This window comes from Paenibacillus sp. FSL E2-8871 (assembly GCF_038000345.1).
GTDB lineage: Bacteria > Bacillota > Bacilli > Paenibacillales > Paenibacillaceae > Paenibacillus_AQ.
The window spans coordinates 1,461,151-1,473,841 of sequence record NZ_JBBOBV010000001.1; the positions used below are offsets into that span (position 1 = coordinate 1,461,151).

The following is a 12,691-nucleotide window of genomic DNA, read 5'->3' on the forward strand; positions in this document are numbered from 1 at the left end:
AAAGAATTGCACTTTGAATTCTATCAAATCTGGACTTGCAATTTCGACATGGCTTCTTCCTTCTCACGGCTCGTGATATGCGTGTAAACCGTTGTTGTCTGAATGGAAGAGTGCCCCAGTAGCTCCTGAACCGTCCGCAGATCCGCACCTTTTCGTAGCAGCATGGTAGCGAAGGAATGTCGTAGCTTATGGCTGGAATAGGGTCGACGTTGTGCAGCAGGCACATCCCTTTGGAAACGATCGAAGGTGTCCGCAGCGATTTGCTGAATGCCACGTATGGACAGCCTGCGTCCTTTTTGTGAAATGAACATAGCTTCCTCTTTACTGCGCCAAGGATTTAATCGTTCTTCTATTGCCAGATCGAGAAAAGGTACCACATCCTCTGGAATCGGTACATTACGCCATTTACGTCCCTTACCGAACACTCGAAGGGAATGTCTTTCTACATTATAATCACTTAAATTAAGCGTGTGGACTTCCCCCACCCGAAGCCCCATATAGGACATCAGTAAAAAGACTGCTAAATTACGACCTTTGTATTTCCCATCTATAGAAGACAAAAATCGCCCCAGATCACCTTCATCTAAGTAGACCGGTTCGGAATTGATCTCAGTTTTAGATTTCTTAATCCCAGCTGCAGGATTGGTTAGAAGCAATTCCAGCTCAATTAATGCCTTAAAAAAACAGTTAATTGAGGCATGCTTCCGGTTACGGGTAGCATCACTTACTCCACGTTCACGCACTGACGTAAGAAAAGAAATAACATGTAGCTTCTTTACGGACTCTAGCTTTTTACCATTCAGACTTTCTAAAAACTGTTTTACATCCACTAAATAGGATTTCTGCGTATAGGGAGTGTAACCGGCATCCTTCATCCAGATTAAAAAAGCCTCAAGCCCCTCTTCGTAGTCTTCACTCCACTCATTCATGGCTTCGAGCCTCCCTTGTTTTCGACAATCTATTGTACCATAGAATAGCTACAAGAATTAAACTTAGCTGCTCCATTTTTCAGCATGCTTTTGTACATATTTTAAAAACTCTGTTAGAACAGGAGATTTCCATTTCTTATGATGATAGGCAATTTGAGTGGCCACACGCTGCGATTCATCATTCCAATTCAGCCTAGCTAACTTCCCTTCCGCTAATTCGTTGCTCACAGTAATCATTGGAATAAAAGCGATGCCTAGACCCGCCATAACACATTGCTTGATCGCCTCGATACTCCAAAACTCTAACGTAGGGTCCGGAAATACCCCGTGTCTGTTTAAATGATGTTCAAATAAAGTACGGTAGCTACAACCAGTTTCCGTATGCAATATCGTTTCGCCCTTAAGATGAACCGGTTCTACCACTGGAAGACTCAATAAGGGATGGTCCGGCGGAGCGATCAGGGTCATTTGTTCATGCACCAGTGTTTCTATATTCAGATCTTTATCTTCCGTCTCTGGTTGCAGTAGGAAGGCCAAATCCAATTCACCGGATCGAACTAAATCCGTTAGCTCCCAGCAGGCCCCAGGCTTCAGAAGAATTTGGACCTTTGGATATTTCACGCGAAACTCCTTGATAATGCCTGGTAAGCGAAAAGCAGCCAGAGATTCAGGTGCACCAATGCGTAAAGACCCTGTTAGCTCACTCTCGGAGCGAAGTGCATCTTGCGCTAGAGAATGCATTCTGGAGATCTCTTGAGCGAATGGGAGCAGACGGCGGCCTGCATCAGTTAGGATGATCTTTTTACTGATCCGATCAAATAAAGGCTGACCTATTTCAGTCTCTAACGCTTGGATCTGTGCGGTAATACTGGATTGTGCATAATCAAGCTTCTGTGCAGCTCGTGTGAAGCTACCCGTCTCCACTACGACTATAAAGGTAAAAAGATGACGTGATTCCATACGTGCCCCCTGAATAATAGTTACCCATCGGAATTTCGAATGGATACTATTCAAAAAATCTGTTTTTCCAATGGATCTATTATCTGCTACTCTATAACAAAAGACAATGAAAGCAGGATTAAAAATCATGAAAGATTCAAGTTCAACCACTTTACGAAGAAACATCGGCATGCCGCAAGCTATAGCTCTTTATATCGGCGCTGTATTGGGCTCGGGAGTCTTAATCGTTCCCGGACTGGCTGCAGAAATGGCTGGTCCCGCTTCATTGCTGGCATGGGGATTTATGACGCTGTTGATTTTGCCAATGGCCTTATCGATGGGCCTGCTCTCTGCCAAATTTCCTAACGCAGGAGGCGTGTCCCACTTTGTTACCCTTGCTTTCGGACCTAAAGCCGGATCTTTAGTGGGCTGGTTTTTTCTAATGTCTGTTCCGATTGGTGCGCCTGTCGCTGCGCTGACCGGAGCTGGTTATATGACAGCCGCAATGGGCTGGGATGAACCTGCGAGAATTACTATCGCTGCGGTGATGTTGGCCATCGGGCTAATTACAAACTGGATTGGTATGCAAGTGGCGGGAAAGGTACAAATTGCTGTAGTGATTGCGATTGTAGCTGTTCTCGTCTTCTCGTTTGCTACTGCGCTTCCTCGAATGGAGGTTGAACACTTCACTCCCTTTGCCCCACACGGATGGATGAGCATTGGACAGGCTGCAGCAATCTTATTTTGGTGTTTTATTGGTTGGGAAGCTGTCTCACATCTCTCTGAGGAGTTCAAAGATCCACAACGTGCTGCAGTTAAAGGTGTGACCATCGCTGCTATTATTGTAGGTGTTCTATATTTCTTATCCGCTTTAGCAACGGTTGGCACACAAAGCTACCTTAAAGGTGGGTCGAGCACTTCACTTGTCTGGATCATCAGCCAGCCTCTTGGACGCTGGGGAGGATTTATCGCAGGACTTACAGGTCTCTTCATCTGTACCGCCACCATTATCGCTTATGCCGGTGCTGCCTCGCGTGTGGCTTATGCGTTATCACGTCAGGGCTATGCACCGCAATGGATGGGGAGACTATCCAAACCATATCATACCCCTATCGGTGGGATTGCTTTCCTGCTCCTCTGTTTTGTAACGGTCATGTCACTGTACAGCAGCGGATTGATATCTATCACTACTTTGATCCAGTTTCCAAATGCGACATTTATCCTGACTTATATCGGAGGTTGTGCTGCGGGGATACGCCTACTTAAGGGAAGTAGATTAGGCGTAACGATTAGCTGGATCTCTTTTCTAGCTACCGCTGCCGTGTTTCCTTTTACAGGCTGGGCAATAGGCTATCCGTTACTTATTACTTTGATGTTTATTTTGATCTTCCGTATCAAACATAAACAAACGGTTGCCGGAATAAGGGATTTAAAAAGTGAAATTCGTGAGGATCAACGAAAAGCATTGTAAGACTCATATCGTTTCAGCATTCGTTTAGATGGTTATGGTATGAAGAGGGTAAACTATACTATGACCAGATAAAGGAGACGATACATCATGTCAAATCAACCAAAGATCATTCTTGAGCCAGCAGCGCAGAAATTTGCCGATGATAATTCCAAACCTCCGTTCCTTCCTGATCTTGGACCAGAAAAAGGCCGTGAGACGGTAGATACTGTACAATCCAGTGAGATATATAAACCTGAAGTCGAAATTGAAGATCTTATGGTGCCAGGAGGACCTAATGGTAATGTTTCCATAAGAATTGTCCGGCCCCCTAGCTCCTCTTCCGCATCGTTGCCAGTGATCCTTTACATTCATGGTGCTGGCTGGGTGTTTGGTAATGCACATACCCATGACCGCTTGATCCGTGAGCTAGCTGTTGGAGCGGAGGCTGCCATTGTTTTTCCAAATTACAGCCTCTCTCCAGAAGCTAAATATCCTACAGCAATTGAAGAAATCTATGCTGTTCTGAAATGGATCGCTGCACAGGGTAGTGATCATGCACTTGATGCTAGCAAGCTATCTATAGGCGGTGATAGTGTCGGTGGAAATATGGCAGCCGCCATTACGCTTATGGCTAAAGAACGCAGTGGTCCGAAGATAGGGAAACAACTTTTGTTCTATCCGGTAACGGATGCCTCCTTTGATACCGAATCTTATAATGAGTTCGCAGAAGGATACTTCTTGCAGCGTGATGGAATGAAATGGTTCTGGGATCAATATACAACTGACCCTGAGGAGCGGAAGCAGATCACAGCCTCCCCGCTTCGAGCTAGTGTAGATCAGTTACGCGATCTACCCGAAGCACTAGTCATAACGGGTGAAGCAGATGTTCTACGTGATGAAGGTGAAGCTTATGCCGCCAAATTACGTGAAGCTGGAGTCACAGTCACGGCAGTTCGTTTTCAAGGAATCATACATGATTTCGTGATGCTAAATCCTTTAGCTGAAACCAATGCCAAAAAAGCCGCCATCAAGCTGGCGACGACATGGCTTCGCGAAGGCTTCTAAATAAATATGTTCGTTCACCAAATTAGAGAAAGCCTGCAAATGTGCAGGCTTTCTCTAATTATAAGTTTAATGCTATTTCTATAGCAGAATACCTTTGATGGCCTTCCTTTTCGTAGCTCGAAACTCCCTTATTTGTGAAAAGTACTTTCTTATAGGATAGTACCTTTTATTAGTTTACATAATAATTATTATGTAAACTAATTTATTTTTATAAAATAAGTATCAACAAATATGCCAAATTACCCCTCATCTTCTGAAGCTATTTCTCGCTTGAACTCACTGGTTCGACTCTCCAGATGAACTGAGCCACCATTTCCAATCTGGAAGGTCGTCCCAGACCCAATCGATAAAATCCTAATATATTGCATATTAATCGTTGATTCCTTGGAATCATTCAATATCTCAACTTCATCTTCATTCACTTGCTTCGACCAGGTCGCAAGAGGGATGTCTAAGCATACAGCCTCTCTATTATTGCTATTAATCTCTTGTATGTTATATAGGTAATTTTCTTTACTGCCCACGAATTTGGACTGAATCCGCTCTACAGATCCACATAAGAAAATCGAACTGTCAGACAGATTATTAATGTATACATCTTGTATACGCGAGTTGTGCATTGTTAACTGCCTTTTTTGACTTGATCCGGAGCACTTGGAGTATATTCTATCACGCTGTCAAACGCTGAAGAACAATTAATCGTCTGAGTATCCCCTACTAAAAATACCGAAGAACCTGATATCGAGAACACTTTTACCGCGTTTACATTTATCTCTCTGTTAATCACGGTTACTTTCATGCGGCTCCCGCCTTCCAGTTATGTTTATTTCCAAATGCCGTTCTACCGCAGTAACAATATCTCGTTTGATTTGCTCTACAATAGAAGTACTTTCCTCTTCTGTGTATCCACGCCCTTCCTCTACGGTAGGGAGCTGGCTTACATACTCATTAATCCGACCATCCATCTGATTCAGCAGATCCTGGGTTACCATTTGGATGTAATTCTCATCAATACTTAAATTCTGCTCTCTTTCTAAACGTGAAAATTGTGAGAGAACTTCCTCTTGCACATATTTCAAAATCTCTGGACGAATTTTATCCGATAATGCAGATGCAGAAGGTGTCCCCCCCTCTTGCTCTCCGATAGGTTTACCGTTGATCATTGCTTCATCCAGATTATTTCCCTCATTTGGTGTTATGCCTATATTTAAAGTGCCTTCCAGCTTCTCGATTTTCAATTGTTCAAAATGATAATTTATAGGACCTATACTTGCAGTTTTATTGTTCTTTAGACTCTCTACGTCACCTTTTAAATCTTGGAGCTGTTTCTCTAGCAATTGAATCTTTTCTGCTTGCACTCTTAATGCATTAAAGACTTGCTGAACGTAATACGGGTGCATACAACCCCCTCCTATGGTTTATTGTATGCGAAGGATAAGATCCTAATTCTAGCGTGTATATAGTTCAGTTGGTGGAGGCAAGGGTACAAGAGGTGAATCACTTACCGCTGGCATTGGCGAAGGAGGAGGTTTTGTAACATCACCAGTCTGATAGCTATGAGACAAGGCATTAATGCGTCCGGATGTGCCGATCTGAAGGACCGATGAATTTGAGATCGTACCAATTTTTAGATTATTGACCGATATGCACTGATTTACCGTAATATTCATATTAACCCACCCTTAAGGAGGCGATACTTGATCCACCACATCTGAATCCATCGTGTTCGTACTACTGGCAGCATTATTCGTAATGTTCGTGCCTATAGAGTCACCTATTGAGAAGGAGTTGGCACCGGCATAGATTTTAGAGTTACTGCTCAAGATAACAGATGCCGTATTTCCTACTAAGACTGTGGAACTAGGGCCCACGCTGTTAATTTTAATGTTGCCGATGATTGAAACCACCAAACCACTCCTCCCTTCGGAATGATAACCTATTCTATGTAGATATCCGCCCAGATGTCACTGAATAAGTCATACGCCCATACAATGGATTAAAAATGAAGGAGGTTCAGCGTTCATGAGTCCGAATAAATCGAATCCTTTAGATTGGATGAACGAAGATCCCTTTTTTAAGAAAAAGCTATCCTTAAAGTCGCTTGAAGAGCAATGGAAGCTGGATCCAAGCCAGATCGATGGTTATGTTGAAAAAATAATCAAAGAAGCTACTGCAGCGACCTCTTCGTCATTTACGAACGAAACCTCAAGTCTGCAATTTGAGCATCTGGACACACATAATTATTTGATCACTAAAATTCGTATTCCAAGTGGAATTCACCCCGAAAGTATTTGGGCACAAATCAACCGAACACAAATCAAATTAAGCGGTCTTAGAAAAGATCATAGCGAGATCATCCCACTTCCCATTCCAGTCAATCCGGATCAGAGCAGAGGCACTTATAAACAAGGCTCACTGCAATTCAGAATGCTGAAAATGTCATCAGGTAAATTTAGAGATATCGATATCCGTTATTTATAAAAAAATCCTTAAAACCCCTCCTTTTTGCTCGTCCAAGTGGTGATCTTCCCTCAATAAAACGTCTTAAAATCAAAACAGCGTATAATTTAAGTTATGCGCTGTTTTTTTAGGGCGTTTTTTGCTCTTTTTATCCTTAATTTTATCTGCAATCACAAAGGAATTTAAAAGCTTCATTCTCCGAACTTTAAGGTTCCCTCGCTCATAAGATAGGGTATCAATCGCAAAGGTGGGCTATTTATGTCCAAAAACAAGCGTGGCAAAGCACTCTGGCGTATGCCATCCCGAGGCAGAGGAACATGCCTGATCTGCGGCAGCACTCGTATTAAGCTTTTGTACATCGGAAAAGGACTTTCTGGTGAAAAGGTTAACGTGTGTAAGAAATGCGAGGGTAAACAAGTAACTAACAGTAACTGAACAAAATTGTTCAGAGGATTTCCAGTCATCATTTATTACAAGGCGAACGGATTACTAAAAAAGTGCAATCCTGTCATCGAACCTCGATGAAACTGAATCACACTTTGCTTAGTAATCCTCCACTTCAAAAACTATAGGAGTTCTATACGATATCGTCTTTCCTCACTCGATAAACTGAATCCGACAGATTCATAAAGATGCAATGCAGAATCATTATCTGTTAAGACCATTAAATAAGCTTCTTCAAGTCCATGTGTTCTGAAATAGTTTAACGCTTGAGAAAGCATGTACCTAGCAATCCCAAATCTTCTCCAAGGCTCTAGTACAAAAACATTTTCAATATACCCACTTTTCTCTTCCTGCCATACCATCAAGCTGCCTACAACCCGCTCCCCTTCTCGAACGACCATAGAGTTCCAAAGCGGATTTTGCTTAAACTGAGATAGCCGTTCTTTCCCGAGTGGGGTTTCTGGCCAAACCTCTGCTTCCAATTCTAAATAAAGATCTTCTTCTTGTGGCGTCTCCATCATCCATGTTGCAAATTCAAATTCCTTTTTCAGTTCAGGTACGGTGTAGGAATGATCAAGAGTATGACTCATTTTAAATAAGCTATTGTATTGACAGAAGCCCTTTTCTTTTTCAAAAAATTGCGTATTTGCGATCTCAGATGCGTTATTCCCGACACAGAGCGTCGTTTTGTACGCTGTTGATAAAGTTTCCTTCAATTCAAGTGCTCTCAAGAGGAGCGTTTGATACATGCTCTCTAATAAATCGTAGTCTTCTTCTCGTTCAGGTATTGTTTTCAAATTCAAATAGATCGAATGTCTGCTTTCCTTTGAACGCCCAGGCGGCACAATATTTATGATCTCTACTTGACCTTTGGCAACCATTTTTCCATTTTCAAAGGCGCAGTACACATTCTCCCAGTTTTCCTCATCACCAACCCACCAAAAAACAGCATTTCCCCGCGAAGTAACCGAGTTATATAACTCACCCAGTAATGGCATGTCCCCTTGTTCAAAATGACGAATCGTTATTCCTTCTGATGAAAGAATCGTAGATTTTGTCAAAACAAAACCCCTTTTCATATAAATTTTGGCATACATTAAGGGTAGCACATCTCTTCCAAATTCACTTGTTAATGAATAGTTATAATTAATTCTTATTTACCGTAACATTAATCGAATGAACCCTGTCTTACTTACATAGGGGGACTGCATGATGAAGAGACGATTTTTTATAGGCATTTCTATATTTTCAATGGGTATTGTAATAGCTTTAGGGATCGGTACGATATCAAATATCCTAACTCCATTTAAGAGTTTCTTGCTCACTGTAGATAATCAGTCGGATGATGAAATTAGCTCTATTGAAATAGGTTTATTCCATACGGACTCCAAGGAATTATTTACAGATCCCATCAAGAAAGGTGAAACGAAAAGGTTCAAACCTACACTGAGCTTAAGTGGCGAAGGTTCTATATACCTTAAATATACTGACGCAAAAGGACGATCCACCCAAGAAACGGTATGCGGTTATACAGAGTATCTATCTGGTTATTCAACTGTCACGATTACTAATGAGGGCACAACTGTTGTTCAGCAATGTAATTAAATCCGTTCTTCTAAGAAGAAACGATAGTGTCGTCTTTTAAAGACGATAACCGTTTCTCGTAAAAACATTAGGATAAAGTATATTATGAAATTTATACTTCATCCTTATATTTTCAAAAAAAAGAGGAGGTAAACCCTATTAGGTTCAACTCCTCTTTTCATTTATGCAGCTTGCGATTATACCTCCTGAACTGTAGCCCTCGAAATCATATCAAGCCTTAGAACACCAATCAGTCCTACCCCTTCAACGCTCTCATTTCTCGCAAAAAATTCATACCAACAGCTTTATCACTATCTTTCTCTACAATACTAAATCGAACGTAACCATGTCCTGCATATTCATCCAGCCAGAATCGTATACAGCCACTCTATACATCAATTGATCACTTTCAAATACCGGGCATTCCTGATATGGGCCTTCTTCAAAGTTTTCTTGCTACGCATTCCCCGAAAAATTTAATTGCCAAGTCACGCCAAATTTATCCGCTACCCAGCCAAATTTCGGACTAAACGGATAGCTTCCAAGAGGCATTAGGACCTGTCCACCTCGCGCTAATGATTCGTAGACCCGATCAATTTCAGCTTCACTCTCACAATTTACATATAAGGATATCGCTGGAGTAAAGGTAAACCCGTGCTGAACATAACTATCTATACACATAAATACTTGTCCATGCATAGAAAAGGAAGCTTGCATTACACTCCCTTCAGGTCCTGCTTCATTCGCTCCATATCGCTTAATGCTAATCACTTCGGAATCATCAAACAAGGACGTATAGAAATTCATAGCTTCTTCTGCCTTACCTTCGAACATTAGAAAAGTCATGATCTTTTGATTCGTTTCCTTCATAATTGTCCAGCTCCTTATTGTGATTTAAAGTAGATCATTTCATATCATTAACGCTTTCGTATACTTTCAAACGGGCATACACGGTTTCAAGAACCGGATACGCGCCTTGACCCGGAACAGCCATAGCCAGAAGTGCCCCATGCAGATGGTCCGCTTCTACAGGTAGTAGCTTATGCATATCCCGATGCATGGATGAAGTAAATTCAGGTAACACAGAAAGCATCTTTTGCATCGTCGAAGCTATATTTTCCGGTCCCACAGGCATTCCAGCATTTTGAGCCAAGCTAACAATCTCTTGAAGAAGCTGCTCATAGATTACACGTGCTTTTGGGGAAGCAAAAATAGGCCCAACAGAGCTATCCATTAAAGTGGTAATCCCACTTAGACTAGCTACAAATATATATTTCTGCCACACTTCGCGCTGAATGTCAGAACTTAATGTTACAGTAAAACCAGCATGATCCAAATGACTCAGCAGCAACTGTGTTCGTTCTGACTCACCGCCGGCCCATTCACCAAACACAATACTATGAAATGAACTGCTTTGAACGATAGTACCTGTTGAATCTAGAGTTGTTTCTATATAACAAAGACCACCCAGCACATGTTCTGGGCCAAAACGCTTCTGCAAAATGCTAAATTGATCATAACCATTGAGAAGCGGGAGGATCAGTGTATGTTCACCGACGTAGGGTTCAATGTCATTCATCACCTGAGGCAAATGGTATGCCTTGACCGCTATAATAATGCAGTCGAAGGGCTCTACTACTTCCCTATTAGAAATCGTTCGTACAGAAGTCTGAAAATCCCCATGAACACTTTTTACAATCAAACCGTCCGCTTCTAACTGAATCTGTTTGGCATTTCGGACGAGAAAAGTAACATCTTCTCCTTTTTGAACTAGACGGCCCCCGAAATATCCACCTATAGCTCCTGCACCCACGATAAGAAAACGCATAATAATCTCCCCTTCTTTTCCCTTAATTTAAACAAACAAAAAGACCTTTTAGCTATCTGCTAAACAGGTCCGAAAGGCAAAAAAAGAGTCAAGTATCGACCGTTCTTTTGTCTCGGTCCTTACGGATCTGAGCAAAATCCAACGAGTTCACCTCCATGGCTACAAGTTAATTACTATTCATTTATTAAAACCTATTAGAGCACCATTCGATGATTTATCGATACAGCCTCCCTGGAAAGTATAGCAAAAGAAAACATTCCTGTACAAGCATATTTAGGTAACTCTCCTTAAAGACTAGTAGTTTTGATCCACAGTTTTGAGATATCCAGAAATCCGAATGAACTGGTGTGAAGTCCAAACAAGCTTTGATTTAGCTGCGCTTTTTTATTCATATGACAACCATATAACACCCAATAGTTGTCCCTAAGCACACCTTCTGCCTGATCCAGCAACTTAATTCTTTCTTCCTTTGGGGATTGCGTGAAATCGGTAAGTACATCTGAGAATAACAAGATCTGTTCATCTCTCAGCAGAGAAAAAAGATAATTAAGTTTATTATTAAAGTAGTTAACCATTCCCCACTGCCAATCATCTTCAAGTACCTCTTCAGCAAGGAGGATTTCGGAGGTATTCTTTATATTTGCTGAGTTAAACTCGTTGAATAAATACAGCTTAATATGCAGTCCTACTGAAGCTGCTCGTGCTTGAAGCCACAGGGCTTCTTCGCGCTCTTCTTTTTTATCCTTTGTAGCTAAACTTAAGGTTTCCCCCTGGTAGCCACTTGCCACTAGAAGCTCTCTCGCGTAGTCCAAGGTAGGCTCAATAATACTTCTCTTACTGCTCTCCCAAGGTAAAAAGCTATCAGCAGGGGTACTACGGTTCCCTCCTAACTCCTTAATTAAGGCTTCTCGACTGTAAAGGATTCGTATAGCCTGCCGGAATAGTTGGTGTTGATGAATTCCGTCTTTATGGAAATTGAACAAGAGATATCGGCATCCCAAGGCAGGGTAGTCAATACTGTGGTTACAGATGATATTAGGTAATAAACCTTCCTGAGCAGATTCAGGAAGTTCATACAATCGTTCATTTGAAGCTTGTTCTGGCAAATACCAGATTTCCACACGATCTAGTAGTGGGCGTATACCGTAATAATGGTCAAATGCCGCGAGGACTAGCACATCTTCATTAAGATCTAGTAAACGATAGGGCCCTGTTCCACTCACTTCATTTACAAGATCTACGTCATGAGGAAGAATCGACATATGAATACAACTGAACATATGGAGAAAAAAGAGATTCGGACGAGACAGCTCAAACCTGATCCTGTGATCTCCTTCAAGCTCTACTCGTTCAATATCTTTGTACAAGCTCAACGCCGGACTGTTCAAATCTATAAGTCGTTGAAATGTCTCTTTTACGTCTCTAGAGGTCATAGTCCTGCCGTGATGGAATCGCACACCTTTCCGTAGATAAAAAATATAACTAGTATAATCTTCATTGGCTTCCCACATATGCGCCAATCCGGGAAGAAAGGTATCACTTGCCGCATCATAGGTAACTAATGTGCTATAAATTTGTCCGAGTAAATAGGATTCAAACGCGGTATATACATAAGCTGGATCCAGCACTTCCATATGCCGGTTTCGTGTAATTCGCAAGACATCTAATCCTGATGTCGACTCCGTTTCACTACGAAAGCCCATCTGCTTATTTAACACCATTAATAACCGTTCCTTTAATGTGTCGCTAACCTGACCACGACTTAATAACTCTATAGCTTCCTTAAGCTTCCCTTTATTAATCAGTTCCTGAAAGTTGTCCTCCAGCACCTCTTCAATCGTTCGAAGAAAAGTTAGCTGCGAGATATTTCCACGCCCTCTTCCAGGCTGCCAGTGTATAAAACCCTGCTCTTCAAGTTTTCGCAGAATAAACTTTACATTACGCGGAGTGCAGCACAGAATCGAAGCTAGTCTATCTATCGTCACAGGATTA

Annotated in this window: 16 protein-coding genes; 5 read left to right on the plus strand and 11 right to left on the minus strand. The window is 41.8% G+C overall.

The annotated features are described in order from the left end of the window. Positions 1 to 23: 23 nt before the first annotated feature. Both NYE25_RS06720 and NYE25_RS06725 read right to left on the minus strand, forming a co-directional pair. On the minus strand, positions 24 to 929 hold the full coding sequence (locus NYE25_RS06720) for a tyrosine-type recombinase/integrase (RefSeq protein WP_341145501.1): 906 nt from the start codon (positions 927 to 929) through the stop codon (positions 24 to 26). 63 nt (positions 930 to 992) lie between these two features. Further along, entirely contained in the window at positions 993 to 1,889 is an 897-nt protein-coding gene (locus NYE25_RS06725) for a LysR family transcriptional regulator (RefSeq protein WP_341145502.1), read from the minus strand. Between the two features lie 127 nt (positions 1,890 to 2,016). Here NYE25_RS06725 and NYE25_RS06730 point away from each other — a divergent pair, with 127 nt between their 5' ends. Both NYE25_RS06730 and NYE25_RS06735 read left to right on the plus strand, forming a co-directional pair. Continuing rightward, complete coding sequence (locus NYE25_RS06730; protein ID WP_341055224.1) at positions 2,017 to 3,339, plus strand: APC family permease; 1,323 nt, start codon at positions 2,017 to 2,019, stop codon at positions 3,337 to 3,339. Positions 3,340 to 3,426: 87 nt separating this feature from the next. Beyond that, positions 3,427 to 4,383: an alpha/beta hydrolase gene (locus NYE25_RS06735; RefSeq protein ID WP_341145503.1), complete on the plus strand. Its 957-nt coding sequence runs from the start codon at positions 3,427 to 3,429 to the stop codon at positions 4,381 to 4,383. Between the two features lie 239 nt (positions 4,384 to 4,622). Here the strand turns inward: NYE25_RS06735 and NYE25_RS06740 are convergent, their stop codons facing one another. Genes NYE25_RS06740 through NYE25_RS06760 form a run of 5 tightly spaced genes read right to left on the minus strand, consistent with a single transcriptional unit; the run spans position 4,623 to position 6,290 of the window. Next, entirely contained in the window at positions 4,623 to 5,003 is a 381-nt protein-coding gene (locus tag NYE25_RS06740) for a hypothetical protein (RefSeq protein WP_341145504.1), read from the minus strand. A gap of 2 nt (positions 5,004 to 5,005) precedes the next feature. Continuing rightward, positions 5,006 to 5,182 carry a spore gernimation protein GerPD gene (locus tag NYE25_RS06745; RefSeq protein WP_341145505.1) on the minus strand — a complete coding sequence of 59 codons (177 nt, stop codon included), beginning with the start codon at positions 5,180 to 5,182 and terminating at the stop codon, positions 5,006 to 5,008. Next, positions 5,163 to 5,783, minus strand: coding sequence for a spore germination protein GerPC (gerPC, locus tag NYE25_RS06750; protein ID WP_341145506.1), 621 nt, complete (start codon positions 5,781 to 5,783; stop codon positions 5,163 to 5,165). Before gerPC ends, NYE25_RS06745 begins: the two co-directional genes overlap by 20 nt. A 48-nt stretch (positions 5,784 to 5,831) precedes the next feature. Next, positions 5,832 to 6,053: a spore germination protein GerPB gene (locus tag NYE25_RS06755; protein ID WP_341145507.1), complete on the minus strand. Its 222-nt coding sequence runs from the start codon at positions 6,051 to 6,053 to the stop codon at positions 5,832 to 5,834. 12 nt (positions 6,054 to 6,065) lie between these two features. After that, positions 6,066 to 6,290: a spore germination protein gene (locus NYE25_RS06760; RefSeq protein ID WP_036687577.1), complete on the minus strand. Its 225-nt coding sequence runs from the start codon at positions 6,288 to 6,290 to the stop codon at positions 6,066 to 6,068. A gap of 115 nt (positions 6,291 to 6,405) precedes the next feature. Here NYE25_RS06760 and NYE25_RS06765 point away from each other — a divergent pair, with 115 nt between their 5' ends. Then, a complete protein-coding gene (locus NYE25_RS06765; protein WP_341055229.1) occupies positions 6,406 to 6,864 on the plus strand; it encodes an Hsp20/alpha crystallin family protein in 459 nt (152 codons plus the stop codon). A 237-nt stretch (positions 6,865 to 7,101) separates the two neighbouring features. After that, entirely contained in the window at positions 7,102 to 7,278 is a 177-nt protein-coding gene (locus NYE25_RS06770) for a hypothetical protein (protein ID WP_167348469.1), read from the plus strand. A gap of 131 nt (positions 7,279 to 7,409) precedes the next feature. Here NYE25_RS06770 and NYE25_RS06775 read toward each other — a convergent pair whose 3' ends face one another. Next, positions 7,410 to 8,348 (minus strand): GNAT family N-acetyltransferase, encoded by a 939-nt coding sequence (locus NYE25_RS06775; protein WP_341145508.1) that lies wholly within the window; start codon positions 8,346 to 8,348, stop codon positions 7,410 to 7,412. Positions 8,349 to 8,496: 148 nt separating this feature from the next. Here NYE25_RS06775 and NYE25_RS06780 point away from each other — a divergent pair, with 148 nt between their 5' ends. Beyond that, complete coding sequence (locus NYE25_RS06780) at positions 8,497 to 8,892, plus strand: hypothetical protein (RefSeq protein WP_341145509.1); 396 nt, start codon at positions 8,497 to 8,499, stop codon at positions 8,890 to 8,892. Between the two features lie 435 nt (positions 8,893 to 9,327). Here the strand turns inward: NYE25_RS06780 and NYE25_RS06785 are convergent, their stop codons facing one another. From NYE25_RS06785 to NYE25_RS06795, 3 genes are all read right to left on the minus strand, one after another. After that, complete coding sequence (locus tag NYE25_RS06785; protein WP_341145510.1) at positions 9,328 to 9,741, minus strand: VOC family protein; 414 nt, start codon at positions 9,739 to 9,741, stop codon at positions 9,328 to 9,330. A gap of 34 nt (positions 9,742 to 9,775) precedes the next feature. Beyond that, entirely contained in the window at positions 9,776 to 10,699 is a 924-nt protein-coding gene (locus NYE25_RS06790) for a ketopantoate reductase family protein (protein WP_341145511.1), read from the minus strand. A gap of 287 nt (positions 10,700 to 10,986) precedes the next feature. Then, positions 10,987 to 12,684, minus strand: a complete 1,698-nt coding sequence (locus tag NYE25_RS06795; protein WP_341145512.1) for an ABC transporter substrate-binding protein — start codon at positions 12,682 to 12,684, stop codon at positions 10,987 to 10,989. Between the last annotated feature and the right edge of the window lie 7 nt (positions 12,685 to 12,691).